This is a genomic window from Streptomyces globosus (genome assembly GCF_003325375.1).
GTDB classification, from domain to species: Bacteria; Actinomycetota; Actinomycetes; order Streptomycetales; family Streptomycetaceae; genus Streptomyces; species Streptomyces globosus_A.
This window is the reverse complement of sequence record NZ_CP030862.1, coordinates 5,359,337-5,385,288: the sequence shown is the minus strand read 5'-3', so window position 1 is coordinate 5,385,288 and position 25,952 is coordinate 5,359,337. Positions and strand designations below refer to the sequence as shown.

24 protein-coding genes are annotated in these 25,952 nt (G+C 73.8%); 13 read left to right on the top strand and 11 right to left on the bottom strand.

The genetic code is table 11. The annotated features are described in order from the left end of the window. Positions 1-29: 29 nt before the first annotated feature. Together C0216_RS23930 and C0216_RS23925 are read left to right on the top strand one after the other, a co-directional pair. Positions 30-677 (top strand): spherulation-specific family 4 protein, encoded by a 648-nt coding sequence (locus C0216_RS23930; RefSeq protein WP_114058874.1) that lies wholly within the window; start codon positions 30-32, stop codon positions 675-677. Beyond that, positions 674-1,507, top strand: a complete 834-nt coding sequence (locus C0216_RS23925; RefSeq protein ID WP_114057275.1) for an endo alpha-1,4 polygalactosaminidase — start codon at positions 674-676, stop codon at positions 1,505-1,507. Before C0216_RS23930 ends, C0216_RS23925 begins: the two co-directional genes overlap by 4 nt. 31 nt (positions 1,508-1,538) lie before the next feature. Here C0216_RS23925 and C0216_RS23920 read toward each other — a convergent pair whose 3' ends face one another. The 4 genes from C0216_RS23920 to C0216_RS23905 form a co-directional block, all read right to left on the bottom strand. Further along, positions 1,539-2,768 carry a sensor histidine kinase gene (locus tag C0216_RS23920; protein ID WP_114057274.1) on the bottom strand — a complete coding sequence of 410 codons (1,230 nt, stop codon included), beginning with the start codon at positions 2,766-2,768 and terminating at the stop codon, positions 1,539-1,541. A gap of 64 nt (positions 2,769-2,832) precedes the next feature. Next, on the bottom strand, positions 2,833-4,773 hold the full coding sequence (locus C0216_RS23915) for a phosphatidylglycerol lysyltransferase domain-containing protein (RefSeq protein ID WP_246042667.1): 1,941 nt from the start codon (positions 4,771-4,773) through the stop codon (positions 2,833-2,835). Positions 4,774-4,846: 73 nt separating this feature from the next. Next, on the bottom strand, positions 4,847-5,935 hold the full coding sequence (gene cobT, locus C0216_RS23910) for a nicotinate-nucleotide--dimethylbenzimidazole phosphoribosyltransferase (protein ID WP_174250543.1): 1,089 nt from the start codon (positions 5,933-5,935) through the stop codon (positions 4,847-4,849). 115 nt (positions 5,936-6,050) lie between these two features. After that, positions 6,051-7,256, bottom strand: a complete 1,206-nt coding sequence (locus C0216_RS23905; RefSeq protein WP_114057272.1) for a bifunctional adenosylcobinamide kinase/adenosylcobinamide-phosphate guanylyltransferase — start codon at positions 7,254-7,256, stop codon at positions 6,051-6,053. A 104-nt stretch (positions 7,257-7,360) separates the two neighbouring features. Here C0216_RS23905 and C0216_RS23900 point away from each other — a divergent pair, with 104 nt between their 5' ends. Beyond that, positions 7,361-7,573 carry a hypothetical protein gene (locus C0216_RS23900; protein WP_114057271.1) on the top strand — a complete coding sequence of 71 codons (213 nt, stop codon included), beginning with the start codon at positions 7,361-7,363 and terminating at the stop codon, positions 7,571-7,573. An 83-nt stretch (positions 7,574-7,656) separates the two neighbouring features. Here C0216_RS23900 and C0216_RS23895 read toward each other — a convergent pair whose 3' ends face one another. After that, positions 7,657-8,400 carry a class I SAM-dependent methyltransferase gene (locus tag C0216_RS23895; protein WP_428985498.1) on the bottom strand — a complete coding sequence of 248 codons (744 nt, stop codon included), beginning with the start codon at positions 8,398-8,400 and terminating at the stop codon, positions 7,657-7,659. Between the two features lie 65 nt (positions 8,401-8,465). Continuing rightward, positions 8,466-9,074 (bottom strand): DUF3043 domain-containing protein, encoded by a 609-nt coding sequence (locus tag C0216_RS23890; protein ID WP_114057270.1) that lies wholly within the window; start codon positions 9,072-9,074, stop codon positions 8,466-8,468. A gap of 268 nt (positions 9,075-9,342) precedes the next feature. Here C0216_RS23890 and C0216_RS23885 point away from each other — a divergent pair, with 268 nt between their 5' ends. Continuing rightward, the gene (locus C0216_RS23885) at positions 9,343-10,140 is read left to right on the top strand and encodes a PspA/IM30 family protein (protein WP_114057269.1); all 798 of its coding nucleotides are present in this window, start codon (positions 9,343-9,345) and stop codon (positions 10,138-10,140) included. Positions 10,141-10,154: 14 nt separating this feature from the next. Further along, the gene (gene pspAA, locus C0216_RS23880) at positions 10,155-10,433 is read left to right on the top strand and encodes a PspA-associated protein PspAA (protein WP_114057268.1); all 279 of its coding nucleotides are present in this window, start codon (positions 10,155-10,157) and stop codon (positions 10,431-10,433) included. Between the two features lie 15 nt (positions 10,434-10,448). On the opposite strand, the gene C0216_RS23875 is transcribed toward pspAA, so the two are convergent. Then, positions 10,449-11,231, bottom strand: coding sequence for a hypothetical protein (locus tag C0216_RS23875; protein WP_114057267.1), 783 nt, complete (start codon positions 11,229-11,231; stop codon positions 10,449-10,451). A gap of 69 nt (positions 11,232-11,300) precedes the next feature. Between C0216_RS23875 and C0216_RS23870 the strand changes: the two genes are divergently transcribed. The 3 genes from C0216_RS23870 (at position 11,301) to C0216_RS23860 (ending at position 16,212) form a co-directional block, all read left to right on the top strand. After that, positions 11,301-12,146, top strand: coding sequence for an adenosylcobinamide-GDP ribazoletransferase (locus C0216_RS23870; RefSeq protein ID WP_114057266.1), 846 nt, complete (start codon positions 11,301-11,303; stop codon positions 12,144-12,146). Between the two features lie 46 nt (positions 12,147-12,192). Continuing rightward, positions 12,193-12,894 carry a response regulator gene (locus C0216_RS23865; RefSeq protein WP_246042666.1) on the top strand — a complete coding sequence of 234 codons (702 nt, stop codon included), beginning with the start codon at positions 12,193-12,195 and terminating at the stop codon, positions 12,892-12,894. A gap of 180 nt (positions 12,895-13,074) precedes the next feature. After that, positions 13,075-16,212: an efflux RND transporter permease subunit gene (locus tag C0216_RS23860; protein ID WP_114057264.1), complete on the top strand. Its 3,138-nt coding sequence runs from the start codon at positions 13,075-13,077 to the stop codon at positions 16,210-16,212. Between the two features lie 154 nt (positions 16,213-16,366). On the opposite strand, the gene nadA is transcribed toward C0216_RS23860, so the two are convergent. After that, on the bottom strand, positions 16,367-17,554 hold the full coding sequence (gene nadA / locus C0216_RS23855) for a quinolinate synthase NadA (RefSeq protein WP_114057263.1): 1,188 nt from the start codon (positions 17,552-17,554) through the stop codon (positions 16,367-16,369). 308 nt (positions 17,555-17,862) lie between these two features. Between nadA and C0216_RS23850 the strand changes: the two genes are divergently transcribed. Then, the gene (locus C0216_RS23850; protein ID WP_114058871.1) at positions 17,863-18,219 is read left to right on the top strand and encodes a HesB/IscA family protein; all 357 of its coding nucleotides are present in this window, start codon (positions 17,863-17,865) and stop codon (positions 18,217-18,219) included. 91 nt (positions 18,220-18,310) lie between these two features. Here C0216_RS23850 and C0216_RS23845 read toward each other — a convergent pair whose 3' ends face one another. Together C0216_RS23845 and C0216_RS23840 are read right to left on the bottom strand one after the other, a co-directional pair. Further along, positions 18,311-19,732, bottom strand: coding sequence for a hypothetical protein (locus tag C0216_RS23845; protein ID WP_114057262.1), 1,422 nt, complete (start codon positions 19,730-19,732; stop codon positions 18,311-18,313). A 77-nt stretch (positions 19,733-19,809) separates the two neighbouring features. After that, complete coding sequence (locus C0216_RS23840) at positions 19,810-20,031, bottom strand: hypothetical protein (protein ID WP_114057261.1); 222 nt, start codon at positions 20,029-20,031, stop codon at positions 19,810-19,812. Positions 20,032-20,163: 132 nt separating this feature from the next. Between C0216_RS23840 and C0216_RS23835 the strand changes: the two genes are divergently transcribed. Then, a complete protein-coding gene (locus C0216_RS23835) occupies positions 20,164-21,141 on the top strand; it encodes a carbohydrate kinase family protein (RefSeq protein WP_114057260.1) in 978 nt (325 codons plus the stop codon). Between the two features lie 45 nt (positions 21,142-21,186). Here C0216_RS23835 and C0216_RS23830 read toward each other — a convergent pair whose 3' ends face one another. Continuing rightward, the gene (locus tag C0216_RS23830) at positions 21,187-22,566 is read right to left on the bottom strand and encodes a cysteine desulfurase/sulfurtransferase TusA family protein (protein WP_114057259.1); all 1,380 of its coding nucleotides are present in this window, start codon (positions 22,564-22,566) and stop codon (positions 21,187-21,189) included. Between the two features lie 295 nt (positions 22,567-22,861). On the opposite strand from C0216_RS23830, the gene ctaC reads away from it, so the two are divergent. From ctaC to C0216_RS23815, 3 genes are read left to right on the top strand one after another with little or no spacing between them, the layout of a single operon-like run. Then, entirely contained in the window at positions 22,862-23,833 is a 972-nt protein-coding gene (gene ctaC / locus C0216_RS23825) for an aa3-type cytochrome oxidase subunit II (protein WP_114057258.1), read from the top strand. Continuing rightward, entirely contained in the window at positions 23,830-25,554 is a 1,725-nt protein-coding gene (gene ctaD, locus C0216_RS23820) for an aa3-type cytochrome oxidase subunit I (RefSeq protein ID WP_114057257.1), read from the top strand. The genes ctaC and ctaD overlap by 4 nt, the downstream gene beginning before the upstream one ends. Then, the gene (locus C0216_RS23815) at positions 25,551-25,949 is read left to right on the top strand and encodes a cytochrome c oxidase subunit 4 (RefSeq protein ID WP_114057256.1); all 399 of its coding nucleotides are present in this window, start codon (positions 25,551-25,553) and stop codon (positions 25,947-25,949) included. The genes ctaD and C0216_RS23815 overlap by 4 nt, the downstream gene beginning before the upstream one ends. The last annotated feature ends 3 nt before the right edge of the window (positions 25,950-25,952 follow it).

Below are 25,952 nucleotides of genomic sequence, written 5' to 3'. Positions count from 1 at the left end.
TGTCCGGCACGTACGAGAGGAAGGACGCCATGCTGCTGGTGCCGCTCTACGAGCATCCCGCCGACCGGCCCGACGACTGGGAGCTGCTGATCCGCTCCGCCGGGCGGCTCCACTCGGTGGTCCTCAACCCGGCCAGCGGGCCGGGCGAGACCCCCGACGCGCGGTTCGAGGCCGTCGCCCGGCGGCTGCGCGAGGCGGGCGTGCCCGTCCTCGGCTACACCGACACCGACTACGGGCGGCGCCCGCACGCCGAGGTCGTCCGGGACCTGCTGCGCCACCGCGACTGGTACGGGGCCGACGGGGCCTTCCTCGACCAGGCCTCGCCCGACCCGGCGCTGCTGCCCCACTACGGGCGGCTCGCCGTCGCCGCCCGCGCCGCGGGCGCCCGCACCCTCGTCCTCAACCCCGGCGTCCACCCGCACCCCGGCTACGCCGAACTCGCCGACCTCCTCGTCACCTTCGAGGGCCCCTGGGACGCCTACCGGGACGCGGCCGTCCCGCCCTGGACGGCCGACCACCCCGCCCAGCGGTTCTGCCACCTCGTCTACGCCGTCCCGCCCGGCGCGCCCGCCGCCGAACTCGCCGAGCAGCGCGGCGCCGCCGTCCACTGCGCCGTCCCCGGGACCGGCGCCCACCCCTGGGGCACGCTGCCCCACGCCCTCGGGGCCGCCCTGTGAACCGCCGGCGGACCCGCCCCGGCCGCCGCCTGCTCCCGCTCCTGGTGCCGCTGCTGCTCCTGGCCGCGGCCTGCACCGGGCAGCCCGACGACGACGCCGCCCCCGACCGGGAAGCCGTCCCCGTGCCGGGGGAGCGGTGGCGGCCCGGACCCGGCACCTCCTGGCAGTGGCAGCTCAGCGGGAGGCTCGACACCTCGGTCGAGGCGCCCGTCTACGACGTCGACGGGTTCGACACCAGCCGCGAGCAGGTCGCCGCCCTGCACCGGGCCGGACGCCGGGTCATCTGCTACCTGTCGACGGGCGCCTGGGAGGAGTTCCGGCCCGACGCGGCGAAGTTCCCCGCCGCGCTCCTGGGCCGGGGCAACGGCTGGGAGGGGGAGCGCTGGCTGGACATCCGGCGCACCGCCGAGCTGGAGCCGCTGATGGCCGCCCGCCTGGACATGTGCCGCGACAAGGGCTTCGACGCGGTCGAACCGGACAACATGGACGGGTACGCCAACACGACGGGCTTCCCGCTGACCGCGGAGGACCAGCTGCGCTACAACCGGCTGATCGCCCGCCTCGCCCGCGACCGGGGCCTCGCGGTCGGGCTGAAGAACGACCTCGACCAAATCCCCCAGCTGGTCGGCGACTTCGACTTCGCGGTCAACGAGCAGTGCGCCCAGTACGACGAGTGCGAGCGGCTGGCCCCGTTCACGGCGGCGGGCAAAGCCGTCTTCCACGTCGAGTACGAGCTGCCCGCGAGCCGGTTCTGCGCCCAGACCCGGAAGCTCGGGTTCGCCTCGATGCAGAAGAAGTACGACCTGGGGGCCTGGCGCAAGCCCTGCTGAGCGGGGGCGGCGGCCCGCCCCCGCCCGCGGTTCACGTCAGCGGCAGGGTGACGTGGACCCGGTAGCCGCCGCCGAAGCGGGGCCCGGCGGAGCAGGAGCCGCCCAGTGCGCCGGCCCGCTCCCGCATCCCGAGGAGGCCGTGCCCGCCGCCCGGCCCGTCGCCCGGGGCGGGCTCCGCCGCCGCGCCCGCGTCGGCGCCGCCGTCGTCGAGGACGGTCACCTCGGCCGAATCCCCGACCCGCACCACGCTGACCTCGGCGCACGCCTGCGGCCCCGCGTGCTTGCGGACGTTCGTCAGGGCCTCCTGGATGACCCGGTACGCGGCGAGGTCGACGGCGGCGGGCAGCGGGTCGGCGTCCCGGCCGAGCTCCACCATCACCTTCACCGGCAGGCCCGCGTTGCGGAACGTGTCGACCAGCTCGTCGAGCCGCGCCAGGCCGGGGGCGGGCTCGGTCGGCGCCTCCGGGTCCCCGGACTGGCGCAGCAGGCCGACGGTGGCCCGCAGCTCGTTCAGCGCGGACCGGCTCGCGTCCCGGACGTGGGCGAGGGCCTCCTTGGCCTGGTCGGGGCGCCGGTCCATGACGTGTGCGGCCACCCCGGCCTGCACGTTGACGAGGGCGATGTGGTGGGCGACCACGTCGTGCAGGTCGCGGGCGATCCGCAGCCGCTCCTCGGCGACCCGCCGCCGCGCCTCCTCCTCGCGGGTCCGCTCGGCCCGCTCGGCCCGCTCGCGGATCGCGTCGACGAACGCCCGGCGGCTGCGGACGGCGTCGCCGGCGGCCGCGGCCATGCCCGTCCAGGCGAAGATGCCGATGTTCTCCTGTGCGTACCAGGGCAGCGGCCCGGCGAGCATGGCGATGCCGGTCATCCCCGCCATCGTGAGCAGCGCGATCCGCCAGGTGGTGGGCCGGTCGGTGCGGGAGGCCAGTGTGTACAGGGAGATGACGGCCGCCATGGCGACCGGCGCCCGCGGCTCGCCGGTGGTCAGTTCCAGCAGGGACAGCGCGACGGTCGCGGCGAGGACGGCGCGGACGTGCCGGCGGCGGAACACCAGCGCCGCCGCGGCCAGCACCATCAGCAGCAGGGAGAGCGGCTCGGGGGTGCGGGTGCCGAAGGCCGGGCCGTGCGGCCCGTGCGGATCGGCGAACGAGCCGACGACCATGGAGACGAGCGCCCCGAACGCGAGGACGGCGTCGGTGGCGAGCGGGTGCACGCGCATCCAGTGCCGGGTGGGGGCGAACGGCCCGAGCTCAGTCGTCATCCCGCCTACGGTACGGGGTGCCGGCCCGGGGCCCCGCCCGCCGGGGGCGGGGCCGTCGCGGCGCTCAGCGGTTGGTCTCCAGGTGTCGGCGGTTCAGCCACTTCGGCAGGCCGGGCGCCTCCAGGAAGCCCTCGGCGCGGCCGGCCGCGATACCGATCCGCAGCAGGTCCGAGCTCTTCTCGAAGAGCATGAACCGAGGCTCCCAGATCGGCCGGTACTTGGCGTTGGCGCGGTAGAGCGACTCGATCTGCCACCAGCGGGAGAAGAAGCTCAGCAGGGAGCGCCACAGGCGCAGCACCGGTCCGGCGCCGAGCCGCGAGCCGCGCTCGAAGACCGAGCGGAACATCGCGAAGTTCAGCGAGACCTGCGTGACGCCGATCTCCTTCGAGCGCTCCAGCAGCTCGATGACCATGAACTCCATCAGGCCGTTCTCGGAGTCCCGGTCACGGCGCATCAGGTCGAGGGAGAGCCCCTTGGGGCCCCAGGGCACGAACGACAGCAGGGCCCGCAGGTCGCCGTTGCCGTCGGTGCACTCCAGCATCACGCACTGGCCGTCGGCGGGGTCGCCGAGGCGCCCCAGCGCCATCGAGAACCCGCGCTCGGTGGCGCCGTCGCGCCAGTCGTCGGCCCGGCGCACCAGGTCGGCCATCTCCTCGGCGGGGATGTCGGCGTGGCGGCGGATGCGGACGCTGTAGCCGGCCCGCTTGACGCGGTTGAACGCCTGCCGGACGGTCCGCATGGCGCGGCCCTCCAGCGTGAACTCGGCGGTCTCGACGATGGCCTCGTCGCCCAGCTCCAGCGCGTCCAGGCCGTGCCGGGCGTAGATCTGCCCGGCCTCCTCGCTCGCGCCCATCACGGCAGGCACCCAGCCGTGCTCGCGGGCCTCGGCCAGCCAGGGCTCGATCGCGCCGGGCCAGGCCTCGGGGTCGCCGATCGGGTCGCCGGAGGCGAGCGAGACCCCGCCGACGACGCGGTAGGTGACGGCCGCCTTGCCCGTCGGGGACCAGATGACGGACTTCTCGCGGCGCAGGGCGAAGTAGCCGAGCGAGTCGCGGTCGCCCTGCCGGGCCAGCAGCGCGCGGAGCTTCTCCTCGTCCTCCTCGGTCAGCGGGTCGACGGCGCGGCGCGAGCGGAACGCGGCGAGCAGGACCGCCAGCAGCAGCACCATCGACATCACGTTGATGACGACGTCGACCCAGGCGGGCGTGGTGATCGCGGCGTAGTCGCGGGCGTCGGGGTCGAGGGTGATCAGCCGCATCGCGCCGTAGCGCCAGCGGGCCAGGAACGAGGCCTCGGAGGCGTCCGGGTCGGTGTTCGCGGCGCCGACGATCAGCGCGGCGAGCAGCGAGGTGACGAGCAGGCCGACGGCGGCGACGGCGGTGGCGAGCCTCGGGTTCGAGCGGTCGCCCTTGGCGTAGAACTCCCGGCGGCCCAGCAGCAGGGCGCCGACGAACGCCGCGGTCAGGACCAGGGAGACCCAGTTCTGGGTGTGGTCGCGGAACTCCGGGTAGCAGACCTCGAACCCGCCGCCGGTGCACGGGGCGAAGGCGGCGGTGGCGAAGGCGAGCAGCAGCAGGCCGGCCAGCACCAGGTTCAGGATCCAGGCGGCCCGCTTGCGGCGGCCCATGGTCACCGCGAGGAGCAGGGAGAACAGGCCGGAGGCGAATCCGGCGGTCAGCAGGTACGGGGTGTAGAAGTCGGCGGTGTTGTGCCGGCGCAGGTCCTGCCCGAGCGAGACCCACACCGCGCTCAGGAAGTTGACGAAGGTGACGGCGCGCAGGTACCAGACGGCGAACGCGGCGCTGCGCCGGGAGCGGGCCGACCCGCGGCCGGAGCCGGGGCCCCCGTCGTCCCTGCGGGTGCCGGATGCGGTGTTCGCGGCGGCTCCGGCGGTTCCCCCGCCGGCGGGCTGTGCCGGTTTCGCCTTCTGTGCCGCTTGTGCCTTCTGTGCGGCCTGTGCGGCGTTCCGGTCGATATCTGCGCTGGTCAAGCGGGCCTCTCCCATGAAAGCCGATCATATGGGGCGCCGCCGACCGCGGATGCCGGACCGCCGGGCCGCGGTCGGCGGCCCGGCCGGCTCAGTCCTTCCGCGCCGGCTCCTCCGGCTGCGGCTCCTCCGGCTGCGGCTCCTCCGCCCGCTCCGGCAGTTCCGCCGCGAGTGCGGCGGCCGCCTGGACGAGCGGGAGGGCCAGCAATGCCCCGGTTCCTTCCCCTACGGTGACGCCGTGGGACAGCAGGGGGTTGAGTGCCATCCGGTCCAGGGCCTTGGCCTGCGCCGGCTCGCCGCTCGCCTGGCCGGCCAGCCACCAGTCCGGCGCGCGGAACGCCGCCCGCTGCGCCACCAGCCCGCAGGCGGCCGAGACGACGCCGTCCAGGACGACCGGGGTGCGGCGCACCGCGCACTGCAGCAGGAACCCGGTGATCGCGGCGAGGTCCGCGCCCCCGACCGCGGCCAGCAGGGCCAGCTGGTCGCCCAGGACGGGGCGGGCCCGGCGCAGGGCGTCGCGGATCGCCGCGCACTTGCGCATCCAGGCCAGGTCGTCGATCGGCACCCCGCCGCGGCCGGTGACCACCGACGCGTCGGTCCCGCACAGGGCGGCCACGAGCACCGCGGCGACGGTGGTCCCGCCGACGCTGAGGTCCCCGAGCACGACCAGGTCGGTGCCGGAGTCGGCCTCCTCGTCGGCGATCCGCACCCCGAGCCGCACCGCGGCCTCGGCCTCCTCGCGGGTCAGGGCGTCCTCGACGTCGATACGGCCGCTGCCGCGCCGCACCCGGTGGCGGACGACGTCCTCGGGCAGCATCCCGGGATCGCAGTCCAGCCCCGCGTCCACCACCCGCACCGACGCGCCGAACCGGCCGGCGAGGACGGAGACCGGGCTCGCCCCGTCCAGGACCGCGCGCACCAGGGCGTGCGCGCCCCCGGCGGGCCGGCCCGACACCCCGGCGGCGGCGATGCCGTGGTCGGCGGCGAACAGGACGACCCGGGGCTGCTCGACCGGCCTGACCGGAACCCGGCCCTGCGCCGCGGCCAGCCACTCGGCGAGCTCGTCGAGCCGCCCGAAGGCCCCCGCCGGCACGGACAGCCGCTCGCGGCGCTCCTCGGCGTCCCGCCGGACTCCGTTGTCGGGGCGCTCGATCAGGTCGGAGAAGTCGTCGAGATTCAGCGTGGTCATCTGCCAGAGCGTACAGCCGGTGAGGCCCTGCCCAAGCCCCCGCGGGAGCGCCTGCGCGGATGCCCCGGCGGCGGCTGCGGCGGCCCGCCCGCGGTCCGGCCGCGGCTCAGTCCTTCAGGACCAGCGCCTGCCCCGCCACCACCAGCAGGACGTGCTCGCACTCGGCGGCCACCGCTGCGTTCAGGCGGCCGAGCTCGTCCCGGAAACGCCGCCCCGAAGCCGTCGCGGGGACGACGCCCGAGCCGACCTCGTTGCTGACGGCCACCACCGTGCGCCGGGTCGCCCGTACCGCCGCGACCAGCTCCGCGGTCCGCTCCCGCAGCTCCTTCCGGCCCCGGGCCTCCCACACCGCGTCGTCCCAGGCGCCCGCCCGGTCCATCGCGTCGGTCAGCCACAGCGCCAGGCAGTCGACGAGGAGCGGCGGGCCGCCCTCCGCCAGCAGCGGCACCAGGTCGCAGGTCTCCACCGTCCGCCAGGACGCCGGCCGCCGCTCCCGGTGCAGGCCGACCCGCGCCGCCCACTCCGCGTCCCCGTCGCGGGAGCCCGAGGTGGCCGCGTACACGACCTCCGGGAAGCCCTCCAGCCGCCGCTCCGCCTCCACCGACTTCCCCGAGCGCGCACCGCCCAGCACCAGCGTCCGCCGCGGCAGGTCCGGCACCGCGTGGTACTCGCCGACCGTCACCGTCGCCCCGTCCGGCACCGCCCGGGCCCCCGCCGCCGCGCACCGCCGCTGCAGTTCCCGGCCCGGCGGCACGCCGTGGTCCAGGTGCACGGCGATGACGTCGGTCGTCGGGCCCGCCGCCCCGCTCGCCCGAAGCCGCGCCAGCGCCTCCGGCCGTCCCAGCACGTCCGCCAGGACCATGTCGTACGGGCGCTCGGCCATCGCGCCGTTCGTCCCCGCGGGCGCCCCGCCCGGCGGCAGGTACAGCAGCCGGCTCCCGTCCGGGCCCGTCACCTCGTACCCGGTGCCCGGCGCGTCCATCGGCACCGCCCGCACCCGGTGCCCGCTGATCACGGCGAGCTCCCGCCCGTCCGGCACCCGGCCCGCCGTCGGCAGGCCCGGCGGCAGCTCCACGGGCGGCCCGTCGTGCGGATGGGTGAGCAGCACCTGCCGGACCCCGGCCAGCGAGTGGCCGGCCCGGGCCCCCGCGAGGACCGCCCCGGGGGTCAGGTCCAGCAGCAGCGCCCCGTCGACGAGGAGGGAGGTCGCGGCCCGCGCCAGGGGGCCGACGGAGACCGCGCAGGCCGCGCAGGGACAGCCGGGGCGGGGCAGTCCCTCCGGGGTTCCGGTGCCGAGCAGAGTGAGTTCCACAAGAAGATCCTCCCGCGTCCGCGGGAGTGGTGCGCGCCCGGCTAGTCTGCGGGCAGACTCAAGGCGAGCAGCGGACGAGCAGCGGACGAGCAACGGAGGCGGACATGGCGTGGACGTGGCGGTTCGAGACGGCCGACGGCAGCCCGGCGGCGCCGGCGGTGGAGCCGGAGGAGTTCACCACGCAGGGCGACGCGGAGTCGTGGATCGGCGAGTACTGGAAGGATCTGCTGGAGGGCGGCACCGAGCGGGTCAGGCTGGCGGACGACAGCGGCGCCGAGGTGTACGCGATGAGCCTGCGCGAGGCGCTCGACGCCTGAGGCGGCCGCGGACGCACGCGTGCCCCGGGATCCCTGGCGGATCCCGGGGCACGGCTGTGCAGGGGAGGGGAGTGCGGTCCGGGTCAGCCGCGGACGCCGCACAGGTGGAGCAGCGCCGCCACACCGCGGTACGGGTCGGTCCGGCCGGCGCGGTCCTCGGCGGCCAGGAGCCGGTCGAGCTCCTCCTCCGGCGGGAGCGTCCCGCCCGCCTCGGTGCCGTCGGTGAAGACGCGCACCCCGTACCAGGCCTGGAGCGGGGCGCCGATCCCGGACAGGGTGCCCGTCAGGTCGGACAGCCGGTCCGCGCGGACCTCCAGGCCGAGCCGGTTGGTGTAGTCGACGGAGTCGAACGCGGCGAGCGCACCCGGCCAGTCGCCGTCCAGCCCGGGGCGCATGGCGAGCGCGTCGCCGTTGCGCACGAGGAGGGACAGCAGTCCGCCCGGGGCCAGCATCCGGGCCAGCCCGGCGAGCATGGCGTCCGGCTCGGGCACGTACATCAGTACGCCGTGGCACAGCACGACGTCGAAGCTGCCCGGCGTGAAGTGCGCGCCGGTCTCCCGGCCGTCGCCCTCCAGGAGCCGGACCCGCTCCTGGATCCCGGCGGGTTCCGCGGAGAGCGCCTCGCGGGCGACCTCCAGCATGCCGGGGTCCTTCTCCAGACCCGTCACCCGGTGCCCGGCGCGGGCGAGACGCAGCGCCTGGGTGCCCTGGCCCATGCCGACGTCCAGCACGCGCAGCCGCTGCCCCACGGGGAAGCGCTGCACGATCTGCTCGTCGACCTGCCGGCCCACGAGTTCCTGGCGGACGGCGTTGCGCAGTCCTCCCAGGCCCTCCAGCCACAGCCGGGCTCCCCCCGCGAAGCCGTCCCCCGACGCTCCGGACGGCCGTGCGCTCAGGGCCGTTCCCCGCGCTTGACCTGCGGCTTCGGCAGCCGGAGGCGGCGCATCTGGAGCGTGCGCATCAGGCCGTAGGCGACCGCGCCGCGGCGCGGCTGGTCCGCGAAGCGCTCGTTCAGCGCCTTGCGCAGGCGGAACGCGAGGGCCACCGAGTCGACGATGATCAGGGCGATCACGGCGAGCCACAGCAGCAGCGCGGCGTTCTGGATCGACGGGACCCGCACCATGCTCAGCACGAGGATGATCACTGCGAGCGGCAGGAACATCTCGGCGACGGAGAAGCGGGAGTCGACGAAGTCGCGGACGAAGCGGCGCACGGGCCCCTTGTCACGGGCCGGCAGGTAGCGCTCGTCACCGTTGGCCAGGGCCTCGCGCTGCCTGGCCAACTCGACGCGGCGGCGCTCGCGGGCGCGCCGCATGTCCTCCTTGCGGTTGCCGGTCGAGGCCACCACGGCCTTGCGCTGCGACTGCGCGACGGCGCGCTTCGGCGTCGGGCGGCCCTTGGGGGCCTGCGGGTCACGGGGCTGCGAGGACTCGGCGCTCACCTTGTCGGCGGCGGCGGCCTTCTCTTCCTTGGAGGAACGGCTACCAAACACAAAACCCAAGCGTACGTGGTCGGCGACTGCTGCCCCACCCTGACGGGGAACGATCCGGCAACGGCGGGCGTCTGGACCAGTGCAGGGTCCGTGCGGCGGACCGGGGCCCGCCCCCGGGGCGCGTCTCATCCTCACGCCCTACCGGGAGCAGGGCACAGTCGTCCTGGAGGAGGAGCGCATCCGCTCACGAACAGTGCGGTAATGGAGACAGGGCCCGTACTGTGGGTCTTGTTGGTCGTCTGGAGCGAAGTCCGTCAGAAGGGGGCGCGCGAAGCCCATGAGCGGTGTCATGAAGCGTATGGGGATGATCTTCCGCGCGAAGGCGAACAAGGCCCTTGACCGGGCCGAGGACCCGCGCGAAACCCTCGACTACTCCTACCAGAAGCAGCTGGAGCTGCTCCAGAAGGTCCGCCGCGGCGTCGCCGACGTGGCGACCTCCCGCAAGCGCCTGGAGCTCCAGCTCAACCAGCTGCAGACCCAGTCCTCGAAGCTGGAGGACCAGGGCCGCAAGGCGCTCGCGCTGGGCCGCGAGGACCTGGCCCGGGAGGCCCTCTCCCGCCGCGCCTCGCTCCAGCAGCAGGTCGGCGACCTCCAGGTGCAGCACGAGACCCTCCAGGGCGAGGAGGAGAAGCTGACGCTGGCCGCGCAGCGCCTCCAGGCCAAGGTCGACGCCTTCCGCACCAGGAAGGAGACCATCAAGGCCACCTACACCGCCGCCCAGGCGCAGACCCGGATCGCCGAGTCCTTCTCCGGCATCTCGGAGGAGATGAGCGACGTCGGCCTCGCCATCCAGCGCGCCGAGGACAAGACGGCCCAGCTCCAGGCCCGCGCCGGCGCGATCGACGAGCTGCTCGCCTCCGGCGCCCTCGACGACCAGAGCGGCCTCGGCTCCAAGGACGACATCCAGGCCGAGCTCGACCGCCTCTCCGGCGGCACCGACGTCGAGCTGGAGCTGCAGCGGATGAAGGCCGAGCTGGCGGGCGGCTCCTCCGCCCCGCAGCAGGCCATCGAGGGGGGCGCCCCGGGCGCCGAGCAGCAGCAGCAGCAGAGCCCGCACCGGTTCGACAAGCAGTAGGACAGGGGCCCGTCATGATCGTCCGCATCATGGGGGAAGGCCAGGTCGAGATCGGGGACGGCCACTTCCCGGAGCTGAACAAGCTGGACGACGAGCTGCTCGCGGAGCTGGAGGGCGGCGACGAGGCCGGCTTCCGGCGCACCCTCGGCGCGCTCCTCGACGCCGTCCGCCGGCTCGGCGAGCCGCTGCCCGACGACGCGCTGGAGCCGTCCGAGCTGATCCTGCCCGCCCCGGACGCCACCCTGGACGAGGTCCGGCAGATGCTCGGCGACGACGGGCTGATCCCGGGCTGAGGCGCACCGCTGCGCTCACGGCGGCGGCGGCTCCTTCGGAGCGGCCGCCGCCGCGCTCTTCGCCGGGTCCGGGGCGCCGCCGATGAACTCCTCGAACCGGCGCCGCGGCGCCGCCCACCGCCGGTCGTGGTGGAAGGCCCGCAGCCCGGCCCGCGCCCGCGCCCGCGGCCGGTTCGCGTAGAAGCGCCGCGCGTACGGGGACCCCGGGCGGGCCAGGCGGACCGCGCCGACCAGCGCCACGAAGGGGATCACCATCCCGAAGAGCGCCGTACGGGCCTTGCCCTTCCACAGCGCGACCAGCGCCAGGAAGAAGTTCCCGGCCATGTTCATCACGACGAGCCCGCGGTTCTGCCGCTCCTCGGTCGTCAGGTCGTTCACCCCGAACGGCAGGAAGCCGGCCAGCACCAGCCCGACCAGCGCGGCCGTCAGCACCACGACCTCCACGCTCTTGCGGCCCTGCTCGCTCCAGTAGACGTCGTCCAGGTGCAGGATCAGCGCGAACTCGTCCAGGACCAGGCCCGCCCCCAGCCCGAAGACGACGGCCGACAGCAGCGACCCGAAGCCGTGCGCGCCGCTGGCGATCGCCCCGAACCCGCCGATGACCACCAGGATCACCCCCGGCACCACGTGGTGGACGTGCAGCCCGCCCGGCGTGATGTTCCCGAACGGCCCGCGCCCCGCCCGGATCAGGCGCGTGATGACCCGGGTGACCAGGAACGACAGGATGAACGCCAGCAGCGCGAGGAGCAGGGGCAGCTTCCCCGGCTCGATGATGTTCCGGTACCACCAAGGACCCATGACACCAGCTTCGCGGTCCGGGCCCCTCGGGCAAGTCGCTGCCGCGGGCAGCGGGTAGCGTTCCCGCCGATGACCGATCCCGTGACAGACCCCGCCGGCGACCCGTCCCCGCCGCCCCGGCCCGCACCCCCGCAGGAGCGCGCCGCGCTCGGCGACGGGCTCCGCTTCGCCTTCGGCACGCTCACCGTGCTGCCCGTCCGCATCACCCGCTGGGACCGGCCCGCGGCCCGCACCGGCATGGCCTGCGCGCCGCTCGCCGGGCTCGTCGTCGGCACGGCCGCCGCCGCCGCGGGAACGGCCCTCGCGCTGCTCGGCGGCGGCCCGCTCCTCGCCGCGGCCGCGGCGGTCACCGTCCCCGCCGCCCTGACCCGCGGCCTGCACCTGGACGGCCTCGCCGACACCGCCGACGGCCTGGGCAGCGCCAAACCGGCCGCCGAGGCGCTGCGCATCATGAAGCGGTCCGACATCGGCCCGTTCGGGGTGGTCGCACTGCTGCTGCTCCTGCTCCTCCAGGCCGGGGCCCTCGCCGACGCCTTCGCCGAGGGCTGGGCCCGCGGCGCCCTCGCCGCCGCCACCGCCGGCACCGCCGCCCGCCTCGCCATGACACTGGCCTCCCGCGGCGGGATCCCGCCCGCGCGCCCGGACGGGCTCGGGGCCGCCGTCGCCGGAGTCGTGCCGCGCCACACGGCCGTCCTGGCCGCGGCCGCGGTCGCCGTCCTCGCCGCGGCGGCCGCCGCCCCCGCAGGAGCCCTGGCCGCCGTCCGCGCCGCGGCCGCCGTGGCCGCCGCGCTGGCCGTCGCGGAAGTGCTGCTGCGCCGGTGCGTGCGGCGCTTCGGCGGGGTCACCGGCGACGTCTTCGGCGCCGTCGCCGAGACCGCCGCGACAACCGCGCTGGTCGTCCTCGCCCTCGGCTGACCGCCCCGGCGGCCCCCGGGCGCGTACGGGCACGTAGGGTCGGGCCGTGGAAGAGACGCCGACACCCATCCGGGTGCTCCTCGCCGACGACCAGGCCCTGCTGCGCAGCGCGTTCCGCGTGCTCGTCGACTCCGAACCCGACATGGAGGTCGTCGGCGAGGCCGGCGACGGCGCCCAGGCCTACGAGCGGGCCCGCGAGACGCTGCCCGACGTCGTGCTGATGGACATCCGGATGCCCGGCACCGACGGCCTCGCCGCCACCCGCCTGATCAGCGGGGACCCGGATCTCGCCGCCGTCCGCGTCGTCATGCTCACCACCTTCGAGGTCGACGAGTACGTCGCCGCGGCCCTGCGGGCCGGGGCCTCCGGCTTCCTCGGCAAGGGCGCAGAACCGGACGAGCTGCTCAACGCCATCCGCGTCGCCGCCGCCGGCGAGGCGCTGCTCTCCCCGGCCGCCACCAAAGGGCTCATCGCCACCTTCCTCGCGCAGGGCGGCGGAGCCGACCCCGCGGCCCCGGCCGGCGGGCACGCCGAGCGGCTCGCCGCGCTGACCGGCCGCGAGCGGGAAGTCCTCGTCCACGTCGCCGCGGGCCTGTCCAACGACGGGATCGCCGGCCGGCTCCAGGTCAGCCCGCTCACCGTCAAGACGCACGTCAACCGGGCCATGGCCAAGCTCGGCGCCCGCGACCGCGCCCAGCTGGTCGTCGTCGCCTACGAGTCGGGACTGGTCCGGCCCCGCAGCGAGTAGCTGGGCCGCGGCCGCGGGGGCCGCCGTCCGCAGTAGGGGGCGCGTACTACAGGCGCGGTATGCGCGGCATAAAGGCAGGACCCAGGGGCGACGCGGCAGCGCCCCGGCGGCGGCAGGCTGGTGGGCAGCGCACGCCCGTGCGGCCCCGCTCCGACCGACTGCAGAGAGATACCGACGCCCATGTCCTGGCTGTCCCGCTTCAGCCTGTCCCAGAGAGCGCTGATCGGCCTCGTGTCGCTCACGGCGCTGCTCTTCGGCGCCATAGCCGTCCCCCAGCTCAAGCAGCAGCTGCTGCCCTCCATCGACCTGCCGATGGTGTCCGTCCTCGCCCCCTACCAGGGCGCCTCCCCCGACGTCGTGGAGAAGCAGGTCGTCGAGCCCATCGAGGCCACCCTCAAGGGCGTCGACGGCATCACCGGCATCACCTCCACCGCCAGCGAGGGCAACGCCCTCATCATGGCCACCTTCGACTACGGCGACGCGGGCACCAAGCAGCTCGTCGCCGACGTCCAGCAGGCCGTGAACCGGGCCCGCGTCCGGCTGCCCTCCGAGGTCGACCCGCAGGTCGTCGCCGGCTCCACCGACGACATCCCGACCGTCGTCCTCGCCGTCACCTCCGACAAAGACCAGCAGGCCCTCGCCGACCAGCTCGGCCGCACCGTCGTCCCCGTCCTGGAGGACATCAAGGGCGTCGGCCAGGTCACCGTCGACGGCGCCCGGGAACTCCAGGTCACCGTCACCCCCGATCCCGCGCGCCTCGCCGCGGCCGGCCTCGACGGCGCCGTCCTCGCGCAGGGGCTCCAGGCGGGCGGCGCGACCGTCCCCGCCGGCTCCTTCGACGAGCAGGGCAGGAACCGGACCGTCCGCGTCGGCAGCGGCCACACCTCCGTCGCCCAGCTGGAGGAGCTCCGCCTGACCGCGGGACCCGGCAAGCCGGCCGTCCGCCTCGGCGACGTCGCCGCCGTCCGGCAGGAGCCCGCCAAGCCCGTCTCCCTCACCCGCACCAACGGCAAGCCCAGCCTCGCCCTGGTGCTGACCATGGACAAGGACGGCAGCGCCGTCGCCATCTCCGAGGCCGTCGAGGAGAAGCTGCCCGAGCTGCGCGCCTCGCTCGGCTCCGGAGCCGAGCTGACCGTCGTCGCCGACCAGGGCCCGCCGGTCGCCCAGTCCATCTCCAGCCTCACCACCGAAGGCCTGCTCGGCCTGCTCTTCGCCGTCGTGGTGATCCTGGTCTTCCTCGCCTCGCTGCGCTCGACGCTCGTCACCGCGGTCTCCATCCCGCTGTCCGTCGTCCTCGCGCTGATCGTGCTGTGGACCCGCGACCTGTCGCTGAACATGCTCACCCTCGGCGCCCTGACCATCGCGATCGGCCGCGTCGTCGACGACTCGATCGTCGTCCTGGAGAACATCAAGCGCCACCTCGGCTACGGCGAGGAGCGCGAGGCGGCCATCCTCACCGCCGTCAGGGAGGTGGCCGGGGCGGTCACCTCCTCCACGCTCACCACGGTCGCCGTCTTCGTGCCGATCGGCCTCGTCGGCGGCATGGTCGGCGAGTTCTTCGGACCCTTCTCGCTCACCGTCGCCGCAGCCCTGCTGGCCTCGCTGCTGGTGTCGCTGACGGTCGTCCCCGTGCTCTCGTACTGGTTCCTGCGCGCACCGAAGGGCGTGAGCGCCGGGGACGCCGCGAGCGCCGAGCGGGCCCGCCGCGAGGCCGAGGAGAAGGAGGCGAACAGCCGCCTCCAGCGCGGCTACGTCCGCGCCCTGGGCCTGGTCACCCGGCGCCGGGCGGCCACCCTCGTGCTGGCCGCCGTCGTCTTCGTCGCGACCCTCGGCATGACCCCGCTGCTGAAGACGAACTTCTTCGACCAAGGCGACCAGGCCGTCCTGACCGTCAAGCAGCAGCTGCCCGCCGGTACTTCCCTGGCCGCCTCCGACGAGGCGAGCCGCCGGGTGGAGAAGGCCCTCGACGGCGTCGAGGGCGTCAAGGACCACCAGGTCACCGTCGGCTCCTCCGGCTTCCTGGCTGCCTTCGGCGGCGGCACCGGCTCCAACCAGGCCACCTTCCAGGTCGTCCTGGACGACGCCGGCGAGAGCGAGGACGTCAAGAAGCGGATCGAGGACGCCCTCGCGAAGCTCGACGGCATCGGCGACACGGGCATCTCCGCGGGCGGCGGCTTCGGCAGCCAGAACCTCAGCGTGGTCGTCAAGGCCGGCGACGCCGCCGTCCTGGCGCAGGCCGCCGAGCAGGTGCAGGCCGAGATGGCGGGCCTCGACGACGTCACCGACGTCCAGAGCGACCTCTCCCAGTCCGTGCCGCGGATCTCCGTGACCGCCACCCCGAAGGCCGCCGAGGCCGGCCTGAACCAGGCCGCGCTGGGCGCGGTCGTCGCCCAGGCCGTACGGGGCACCCCCGCGGGCAAGGCCGTGCTCGACGGCACCGAGCGGGACATCGTCATCAAGTCGGCGCAGCCCGCGACCACCCTGGCCGAGCTCCAGGCGCTGCCCGTCGGCCCGGGCGTCCGCCTCGGCGACGTCGCCGAGGTCAAGGAGGTGCCCGGACCGGTCTCGATGACCCGGATCGACGGGGCCCGCGCCGCGACCGTCACCGGCAGGCCGGTCGGCGACAACACCGGCGCGATCGGCGCGGAACTCCAGGCCAAGATCGCCGCGCTGAAGCTCCCCGAGGGCGCCACCGCGAGCATCGGCGGCGTCTCCGAGGACCAGAGCGAGGCCTTCGGCCAGCTCGGCCTCGCCATGCTCGCCGCCATCGCGATCGTGTTCATGCTGCTCGTGGCCACGTTCCGGTCGCTGGTGCAGCCGCTGATCCTGCTCGTCTCGATCCCGTTCGCGGCGACCGGCGCGCTCGGCCTGCTCCTCGCCACCGGCACCCCGCTGGGCGTCCCTGCCATGATCGGCATGCTGATGCTCATCGGCATCGTCGTCACCAACGCGATCGTCCTGATCGACCTGGTCAACCAGTACCGGGCCCAGGGCCTCGGCGTCGTCGAGGCCGTCGTCGAGGGCGGGCGGCACCGCCTGCGCCCCATCCTCATGACGGCGCTCGCCACCGTCTTCGCGCTGCTGCCGATGGCGCTCGGCGTGACCGGCGAGGGCGGGTTCATCTCGCAGCCCCTGGCGGTCGTCGTGATCGGCGGCCTGGTCTCCTCGACCGTGCTGACGCTGCTCCTCGTCCCGACCCTCTACACCATGGTCGAGCTGCGCAGGGAGCGCCGCCTGGCCAAGCGCCGGGCGCGCCTTCAGGCCGTCCCCGCACCGCAGGGCGCCGAGGCCGGCGAGCACACCCCGGCAGGGGTCTGACCGCTGCCGGCCGGGGCCCGCACACGGCGTGCGGGCCCCGGAGGACACCGGAGGCCGCAGGCGAAAGGGCCGCTCCCGTCCCCTGCCGGGGGGCGGGAGCGGCCCTTTCGGTGCTTTCGGCGCCTCCGGCCCGCGTGCGGGCCGGGATACCGGGCTACGGGAGCGCGAGCATCCGCTCCAGGGCGAGCTTCGCGAAGCTCTCGGTCTCCTTGTCCACCTGGATCCGGTTGACGAGGGTGCCCTCGGCGAGGGACTCCAGCGCCCAGACCAGGTGCGGCAGGTCGATGCGGTTCATCGTCGAGCAGAAGCACACCGTCCGGTCGAGGAAGACGACGTCCTTGCCCTCCGGGGCGAAACGGTTCGCCAGGCGCTTGACGAGGTTCAGCTCGGTGCCGATGGCCCACTTCGAGCCGGCCGGGGCCGCCTCCAGCGTCTTGATGATGTACTCCGTCGAGCCGACGTAGTCGGCGGCCGCGACGACCTCGTGCCTGCACTCGGGGTGCACCAGCACGTTCACGCCGGGGATGCGGGCGCGGACGTCGTTGACGGAGTCCAGCGAGAAGCGGCCGTGCACGGAGCAGTGGCCGCGCCACAGGATCATCTTCGCGTCGCGCAGCTGCTCGGCGGTCAGGCCGCCGTTCGGCTTGTGCGGGTTGTAGACCACGCAGTCGTCCAGGGACATGCCCATGTCGCGGACGGCGGTGTTGCGGCCCAGGTGCTGGTCCGGCAGGAAGAGCACCTTCTCGCCCTGCTCGAACGCCCAGTCCAGGGCCTTCTTCGCGTTGGACGAGGTGCAGATGGTGCCGCCGTGCTTGCCGGTGAAGGCCTTGATGTCGGCGGAGGAGTTCATGTACGAGACGGGGACCGTCACGTCGGCGATGCCGGCCTCGGACAGCGCGTCCCAGCACTCCGCGACCTGCTCGGCGGTGGCCATGTCGGCCATCGAGCAGCCTGCGGCCAGGTCCGGCAGGACGACCTTCTGGTCGTCGCCGGTCAGGATGTCCGCGGACTCGGCCATGAAGTGGACGCCGCAGAAGACGATGTACTCGGCCTCGGGCCGGGCGGCGGCGTCGCGGGCCAGCTTGAAGGAGTCGCCGGTGACGTCGGCGAACTCGATGACCTCGTCCCGCTGGTAGTGGTGCCCGAGGATGAAGACCTTGTCGCCGAGCTTCTCCTTGGCGGCGCGGGCGCGCGCGACCAGGTCGGGGTCCGACGGCGAGGGGAGGTCGCCCGGGCACTCCACGCCGCGCTCGCTCTTGGGGTCGGCCTCGCGGCCGAGCAGCAGCAGGGCAAGGGGCGTCGGCTGGACGTCCAAGGGCTGGGCGGTGGTCACGACACGCACCCTTTCTGTTCTGCGACAAGGGACTTCTGGAAGCGTCTGCTTCGACTTTTCGTCTATTTGACGCTATCTATGATAGCCGGTTCACGTCACTTTGACGATGCCGATAGTGTCGATGTGACGCATTCGCCCCGTGGCGAACCCCTCCCCGCGCCGGGCCCGCCGGTCCGCGCCGGTGTGCGAGCATGAATGTCTGGAACACGCGCCGGGTCCGGAATGAATCCGCGCCCCCGCTCGTTGCCACCGACGGCAAGAGTCCGACGTTTCCCTGCCTGCCGGCCGGGAGCCGCCCACTTCGGGAGTGAATGCAGATGTCCGTACAGGACGACAAGACCACTGTGAGCGACGGCATCCTCCTGTCCGACGCCGCCGCCGAGAAGGTCAGGACCCTGCTGGAGCAGGAGGGCCGCGATGACCTGGCGCTCCGCGTCGCCGTCCAGCCCGGCGGCTGCTCCGGCCTGCGCTACCAGCTCTTCTTCGACGAGCGCTCCCTCGACGGCGACGTCGTCAAGGACTTCGGCGGCGTGAAGGTCGTCACGGACCGGATGAGCTCCCCCTACCTCCAGGGCGCCTCGATCGACTTCGTCGACACCATCGAGAAGCAGGGCTTCACGATCGACAACCCCAACGCCACCGGCTCCTGTGCCTGCGGCGACTCCTTCAGCTAAGCCCCCGCCAGGGCCCGCGGAAGCAGAGCAGAGGCCCCCGGCACCGTCCCGCAGGACGCTGCCGGGGGCCTCTGTGCGTGCCCCGCCGCGGCTACCCCTGCCGGGGGAGCGGCTTCCCCGAGTTCGCGTCCACCACCGCGCGCGAGCCCAGCGGCTGCTCCAGCGTCGCCGACACGCTCATCTCCTGCGCGATCAGGATGCAGGCCCGGCCCGGATCGATCGGTGTCTCCGTGATCCGCACCGTCACCGAACCGGCCTCCTCCCGCGCCTCCAGCGCGTAGGTGCTGCACACCCCGCCCCAGAAGTTCACCGTCAGCTTCCGGCCGGCCTCCGCGTACGAGAACCCCGGCACCGTGCGCGCGCCCGACGGGGCGGGCACGGCCTGCCCGCCCTCCGCCGCCGGCTGCACCACCGTGTGCGCGGGCGCACCGTCCTTTCCGGCCACCTGGAAGTGCCAGGCCGGCACCAGCCCGCGGGCCCCGTTCACCGTCCCCGCCGCCAGCCCCAGCACCGCGCCCGTCACCGTCTCCGTCCGCGGCGGCTTCATCGGCCGCGGCTCCGGGTCGCACGGCGGCGTCTCACCCGGGCCCACCGGGTCGTCCGTGGTCAGCGGCACCGCCGAGGCGCAGCCGCTCGGCCCCGTCCGGTCCGGGCCGCCCGAGGAGCGGTTCAGCCGGGCCAGCGCCTCCGCCGCCCCGACCACCCGCTGCTCGCCGGCGCGCACCGGGGCCTTCAGCTCGCCGCTCCCGGCCACCACCTGGCCGTCCGGGCCGACGCTGACCTGCGTGGTCCAGCCCTTGGTGGGCCGCCCGTCGACCACCGGGTCGGCGGCCACCACGCGGACCGAGCCCTGCACCAGGCGGGCGTCCAGCGCCGCACCGGACTGCCCGGCCGCGGCCAGCACCGGGGCCGCGGCGGCCTTCGCCGCCTCCTCCGACACCGGCCTGCCCGAGCCCGCCCCGCCGTCCCCGCCCCGCGGAAGCGTGGCCGGCCCGCAGGTGTCCTTGCCGCGCTCGCAGTCGTCGCCCGTGCCGCCCCCGCCGTGGAAGCGGGAGAAGCTCCAGGTCCCGGGCGCCGTCCGGGTCACCGTCAGCCGCGGCCCGAAGCCGTCCGCGCCCTCCCCGGCCCGCCAGGTGTCGCCCACCCGCCGCGGTTCGCCCGTCAGGCCGAGGGCCGCCGCGAGCCGGCCCGCCTCCTCGGCCGAGACCTCCCCGGACGCCGCGTACGACGGCGCCGCCGCCGGCGCCTCCGGCAGCTTCCCGGCGGCCCGGTAGGTGACCCCGCCGCCCTGCGGGTCCGGCTCGCCCGGGGCGATGCCCGGCCCGGACGGGCTCGGCGCCACCCGCGGCGCCGACGCCGCGGACCCGCCGCCCTCACGGCCGCCGCCCTGCGCGGCCGACGCCCAGTACGCCGTCCCGCCGCCGGCGAGCAGCACGGCGGCGGCGATGGAGCCGACGGCCCAGGCCGGCCGCCGCCGTGTGCCGCGTGATGTCTCGGGTTGTTCGCTCGTCACCGCTTGCTCCTTCGCCCGTATCGCCGTGGCTGATGCGGGTGGGACGGAACAGACGCGAAACCGGTTCCGTCGAACCCCTACTCGCCGTCGCCGTACTGCGCCGTGGAGGCGATCAGGCGGGCCGAGGCCGCAGGGACGCGCACCCCGTGGATCCGGGACGGCGCCACCCTGTCAGGCCGGGGGCCCGCCGGGACCGCCCAGTGCGGGGCCATCCTGGCGCAGTCTCCGAGCAGCCGCGCGAAACCGGGCCGCGTGTCGACCGCGTACTCTCCGTAGCCGAATCCATCGGTAGAGGTCATGGGGGCACCGTAGGCCCGCACCGCCGCGCGGAGAAAGGGCTACTACGGGGTAGTTTCGTGGGGTCGGCGGCAGGTCCGCGACGGGGTAGCGTTGACTGTCAACGCTCGCCTTACCGCAGGAGCATCCACGCCGTGCGCATCGCAGTCACCGGCTCCATCGCCACCGACCACCTCATGACCTTTCCCGGCCGCTTCGCCGACCAGCTGGTCGCGGACCAGCTGCACACGGTCTCCCTCTCCTTCCTCGTCGACAACCTCGACGTCCGGCGGGGCGGTGTCGGCCCGAACATCTGCTTCGGCATGGGCCAGCTGGGCCTGCGCCCGGTCCTCGTCGGCGCGGCCGGCTCCGACTTCGACGAGTACCGCGCCTGGCTGGACCGGCACGGCGTCGACACCTCCTCGGTGCGCATCTCCGAGGTCCTGCACACCGCGCGCTTCGTCTGCACCACCGACGCCGACCACAACCAGATCGGCTCCTTCTACACGGGCGCGATGAGCGAGGCCCGCCTGATCGAGCTCAAGGCCGTCGCCGACCGCGTGGGCGGCCTCGACCTGGTCCTCATCGGCGCCGACGACCCCGAGGCGATGCTCCGCCACACCGAGGAGTGCCGCAGCCGCGGGATCCCCTTCGCCGCGGACTTCTCCCAGCAGATCGCCCGCATGGACGGCGAGAACATCCGCACCCTGATGGAGGGCGCGACGTACCTCTTCTCGAACGAGTACGAGAAGGGCCTCATCGAGTCGAAGTCCGGCTGGAGCGACGAGGAGATCCTCGCCAAGGTCGGCACCCGCGTCACCACCCTCGGCTCCCGCGGCGTCCGCATCGAGCGGGCCGGCGAGGAGACCATCACCGTCGGCTGCCCGGAGGAGACCGCCAAGGTCGACCCGACCGGCGTCGGCGACGCCTTCCGCGCCGGCTTCCTGGCCGGCCTCGGCTGGGGCGTCGGCCTGGAGCGCGCCGCGCAGGTCGGCTGCATGCTCGCCACCCTCGTGATCGAGACGCTCGGCACCCAGGAGTACACCCTGGCGCGCGCCCACTTCATGGAGCGCTTCACCAAGGCCTACGGCGAGGACGCCGCGGCCGAGGTCCGCGCCCACCTGGCCGCCTGACCGGGCACCCCGCCGGCCGGCGCCCCCGCGGGCGCCGGCCCCGGTTCAGCTCCGGCGGCGCACCGTGTACGCCGTCCCCTGCGGCCGCGGCTCCTCGCCCAGGTAGTCGTGGCCGCGCAGCGAGCACCACGCCGGGACGTCCAGCCGGGCCACCTCGTCGTCCGACACCACCGTGACGGTCCCGCCGACCGGGACCGTGCGGACGGCCCGGGCCAGCTCGATCACCGGCTGCGGGCAGCGCAGCCCCAGCGCGTCGACCTCCACCGAGTCCGCGACCGGCTCCACGGGCTCCGCCTCGGGCGAACCCAGGGCGGCCCGGACCCGCGCCACCGCGGCGGGCAGCACCTCCAGGAAGCCGTTGACGTCCTCCGCAGTCGTCCCCGGCGGCAGGGACACCCGTACGTTCCCCTCCGACAGCACCCCCATCGCGCGCAGCACGTGACTCGGCGTCAGGGTGGAGCTGGTGCAGGAGGAGCCGGAGGAGACCGAATAGCCCGCCTTGTCCAGCTCGTGCAGCAGGGTCTCCCCGTCGACGTACAGGCAGGAGAACGTCACCAGGTGCGGCAGCCGCCGGTCCGGGTGGCCGACCACCTCCACGTCCGGCACGAGCCGGGCCACGCGCCGCCGGATCCGGTCCACCAGGACCCGCAGTCGGGCCGCCTCCGCCTCCGCCTCGGCGCGCACCGCCCGCAGCGAGGCCGCGGCCGCGACGGCGGCCGGGAGGTTCACGAAGCCGGGGGAGCGGCCCGACTCCCGCTCGTCCGCCGGGTGCTGCGGCGAGAACCGGACACCCTTGCGGACCGCCAGCAGTCCGACGCCGGGCGGGCCGCCCCACTTGTGGGCGCTCGCCGCGAGCACCGACCAGGCGCCCTCCACCGGCCCCCAGCCGAGCGACTGGGCGGCGTCCACCAGCAGCGGGACCCCGGCCTCCGCGCAGACGTCCGCGACCTCGGCCACCGGCTGCACCGTGCCCACCTCGTGGTTGGCGGACTGCAGGCAGGCCAGCGCGGTCGACGCGGTCAGCGCGTCCGCGTACCCCCCGGCGGTGACGGTGCCGCTGCGGTCGACCGGCACCTGCGCCACCGAACCGCCCGCGGCGGCGTGCACGTCGGCCGCGTGGAGCACCGAACTGTGTTCGACCGCGGACACCACCAGGTGCCGGCCGGTGCGCCGGCGCCCGGCGAGTGCGCCCGCGATGCCGGAGTGGACCGCCTGTGTCCCCGAAGGGGTGAACACGAGCTCGTCGGCGCGGCAGCCGACGGCCTCCGCCGCCGCCTCGCGCGCCGCGTCCAGCAGGAGCGCCGCACGCCGGCCCTCCCGGTACAGCCGGGCGGGGTCCGCCCAGCCCTCGTCGAGGGCGGCCGCCAGCGCCTGCCGGGCCACGGGGTGCAGCGGAGCGGTGGACGCGGTGTCGAAGTACGGCATCCCGTCACGGTAAGGCAGCGGTCCGCGGGCGCCGCGCCCGCCCGGTGCGCAGGGGCCGTCAGAAGCCGCCCCCACACGGCCGTTCGGCCGGTGCCCGCCCGTCCCCCGTACGGCGGATCCATCCCTTCGGGGGCAGTAGCGGCGCGTTGGGCACCCTCCCCGCGCGACCCCAAATAGCGTCCAGTAGGGTTTGGTCCGCATAAACATCCAAACCCCTGCCTGCGTCAGGGCCGGCGACCGACCCGAACACGGCCGCGGCCGGCCGCGCGGGCCGAGACTCTCGGGAAGGCGCTACGTGAGTCCCTACGGCTCCGACCGCTCGCCGCGGCGCCCGATGCGGCGGAAGCTGCTGCAGGCGCTGACTGCGGGCGTGGTCCTGGCGACCGCCACTGGTTGCTCGTACACATGGAAAGACTTCCCCCGCCTCGGGATGCCCTACCCGGTCACGGAGGAGGCGCCTCGCATCCTGTCCCTGTGGCAGGGGTCCTGGGCGGCCGCTCTGGTCACCGGCATCCTGGTCTGGGGCCTGATCCTGTGGAGCGTCATCTTCCACCGGCGTAGCCGGACGAAGGTGGAGGTCCCCCCGCAGACCCGGTACAACATGCCCATCGAGGCGCTGTACACCGTGGTCCCGCTCATCATCGTCTCGGTGCTGTTCTACTTCACCGCGCGTGACGAGTCCAAGCTCCTCGCCCTCTCGAAGCCGGCGCACACCATCAACGTGGTCGGCTTCCAGTGGAGCTGGGGCTTCAACTACATCGAGGACGTCGACGGCGACGCGGCCACCCCGAAGGCCGGCGCGGTTCCCAAGGAGCTCGCCAGCATCCCGGACCGCTACACCAAGGACTTCCCGGCGGGCGCCGAAGGCGTCTACCAGAAGGGCATCCCGGCCGACCGGAACCCGGAGACCGGGAACCCCGGCCCGACCCTCTACCTGCCCAAGGGCGAGAAGGTCCGCTTCATCCTGTCGTCGAACGACGTCATCCACTCCTTCTGGGTGGTTCCGTTCCTCTTCAAGCAGGACGTCATCCCGGGCCACACCAACGTCTTCGAGGTCACGCCTTCCCAGGAGGGCGTCTTCATGGGCAAGTGCGCCGAGCTCTGCGGCGTCGACCACTCCCGGATGCTCTTCAACGTCAAGGTCGTCTCGCCCGAGGAGTACCGGGCGCACCTGAAGGAACTGGCCGAGAAGGGGCAGACCGGCTTCCTGCCGGCCGGCATCAAGCAGACTGACCCGGCCCGGAACGCGGAGACGAACACACTGTGAGCATCCTCAACGAACCCCAGGGTGCCGCCGCAGACTCGTACGAGAACGAGCTGCCGGTACGGCGCAAGCAGCCTGGCAGCGTGGTGGTCAAATGGCTGACCACGACCGACCACAAGACCATCGGTACGCTGTACCTGGTCACGTCGTTCGTGTTCTTCCTGATCGGCGGCGTGATGGCGCTCGTCATGCGCGCCGAGCTGGCCCGTCCGGGCACGCAGATCATGTCGAACGAGCAGTTCAACCAGGCGTTCACCATGCATGGCACGATCATGCTGCTGATGTTCGCCACGCCGCTGTTCGCCGGCTTCGCGAACTGGATCATGCCGCTCCAGATCGGCGCGCCCGACGTGGCGTTCCCGCGGCTGAACATGTTCGCGTACTGGCTGTACCTCTTCGGCTCGACCATCGCGGTGGCCGGCTTCCTCACCCCGCAGGGCGCCGCCGACTTCGGCTGGTTCGCCTACTCCCCGCTGTCCGACGCGGTCCGCTCGCCGGGCATCGGCGCCGACATGTGGATCATGGGTCTGGCCTTCTCCGGCTTCGGCACCATCCTCGGCTCGGTCAACTTCATCACCACGATCATCTGCATGCGCGCCCCGGGCATGACGATGTTCCGCATGCCGATCTTCACCTGGAACGTGCTGCTGACCGGTGTCCTGGTCCTGCTCGCCTTCCCGGTCCTCGCGGCGGCGCTGTTCGCGCTGGAGTCCGACCGCAAGTTCGGCAGCCACATCTTCGACTCGGCCAACGGCGGCGCACTGCTGTGGCAGCACCTCTTCTGGTTCTTCGGACACCCAGAGGTGTACATCATCGCCCTGCCGTTCTTCGGCATCATCTCCGAGGTCATCCCGGTCTTCTCGCGGAAGCCGATGTTCGGCTACATCGGCCTCATCGCCGCGACGATCGCCATCGCCGGCCTCTCCGTGACCGTGTGGGCCCACCACATGTACGTCACCGGCGGTGTACTGCTGCCGTTCTTCTCCTTCATGACCTTCCTGATCGCGGTACCGACCGGTGTGAAGTTCTTCAACTGGATCGGCACCATGTGGAAGGGCTCGCTGTCCTTCGAGACCCCGATGCTCTGGGCCGTCGGCTTCCTGATCACCTTCACCTTCGGTGGTCTGACCGGCGTCATCCTGGCCTCGCCCCCGCTGGACTTCCACGTCTCCGACTCGTACTTCGTCGTCGCGCACTTCCACTACGTCATCTTCGGCACCGTGGTCTTCGCGATGTTCTCCGGCTTCCACTTCTGGTGGCCGAAGTTCACGGGCAAGATGCTGGACGAGCGCCTCGGCAAGATCACCTTCTGGACGCTGTTCGTGGGCTTCCACGGCACCTTCCTGGTGCAGCACTGGCTGGGCGCCGAGGGCATGCCGCGCCGCTACGCGGACTACCTCGCCGCCGACGGCTTCACCGCGCTGAACACCATCTCCACCGTCAGCTCGTTCCTGCTCGGCCTGTCGATGCTGCCGTTCATGTACAACGTCTGGAAGACGGCCAAGTACGGCAAGAAGATCGAGGTCGACGACCCGTGGGGCTACGGCCGCTCGCTCGAGTGGGCGACGTCCTGCCCGCCGCCGCGGCACAACTTCGTCACCCTGCCGCGCATCCGCAGTGAGTCGCCGGCCTTCGACCTCCACCACCCGGAGATCGCGGCCCTCGACCACCTGGAGGACCACGGCGCCAAGGCCGTCACCGGTGGCAAGGAGGCCGGCAAGTGAAGATCCAGGGCAAGATGTTCCTCTGGCTCTCCGCCTTCATTCTGATCATGGCCGTCGTGTACGGCGTGTGGTCGAAGGAACCCGTGGGGACCACCGCGCTCTTCCTGGCCTTCGGCCTGAGCGTGATGATCGGCTACTACCTGGCCTTCACGGCCAAGCGCGTCGACGAGATGGCCCAGGACAACCTGGAGGCCGAGGTCGCCGACGAGGCGGGCGAGCTGGGGTTCTTCTCCCCGCACAGCTGGCAGCCGCTCTCGCTGGCGGTCGGCGGTGCGCTCGCCTTCATGGGCGTCATCTTCGGCTGGTGGCTCATGTACTTCTCGGCCCCGATCATCCTGATCGGCCTGTGGGGCTGGGTGTACGAGTACTACCGCGGTGAGAACCAGAACCAGTAGCCG

Bases quoted from the DNA above. Each gene is read 5' to 3' on its own strand.
- pspAA (WP_114057268.1), top strand. From the start codon at position 10,155: ATGATCGTCCGCATCATGGGGGAAGGCCAGGTCGAGATCGGGGACGGC.
- C0216_RS23885 (WP_114057269.1), top strand. From the start codon at position 9,343: ATGAGCGGTGTCATGAAGCGTATGGGGATGATCTTCCGCGCGAAGGCG.
- C0216_RS23860 (WP_114057264.1), top strand. From the start codon at position 13,075: ATGTCCTGGCTGTCCCGCTTCAGCCTGTCCCAGAGAGCGCTGATCGGC.
- C0216_RS23920 (WP_114057274.1), bottom strand. From the start codon at position 2,768: ATGACGACTGAGCTCGGGCCGTTCGCCCCCACCCGGCACTGGATGCGC.
- C0216_RS23875 (WP_114057267.1), bottom strand. From the start codon at position 11,231: ATGGGTCCTTGGTGGTACCGGAACATCATCGAGCCGGGGAAGCTGCCC.
- C0216_RS23900 (WP_114057271.1), top strand. From the start codon at position 7,361: ATGGCGTGGACGTGGCGGTTCGAGACGGCCGACGGCAGCCCGGCGGCG.
- C0216_RS23830 (WP_114057259.1), bottom strand. From the start codon at position 22,566: ATGCCGTACTTCGACACCGCGTCCACCGCTCCGCTGCACCCCGTGGCC.
- C0216_RS23850 (WP_114058871.1), top strand. From the start codon at position 17,863: ATGTCCGTACAGGACGACAAGACCACTGTGAGCGACGGCATCCTCCTG.
- C0216_RS23915 (WP_246042667.1), bottom strand. From the start codon at position 4,773: ATGGGAGAGGCCCGCTTGACCAGCGCAGATATCGACCGGAACGCCGCA.
- C0216_RS23870 (WP_114057266.1), top strand. From the start codon at position 11,301: ATGACCGATCCCGTGACAGACCCCGCCGGCGACCCGTCCCCGCCGCCC.
- C0216_RS23840 (WP_114057261.1), bottom strand. From the start codon at position 20,031: ATGACCTCTACCGATGGATTCGGCTACGGAGAGTACGCGGTCGACACG.
- C0216_RS23930 (WP_114058874.1), top strand. From the start codon at position 30: ATGCTGCTGGTGCCGCTCTACGAGCATCCCGCCGACCGGCCCGACGAC.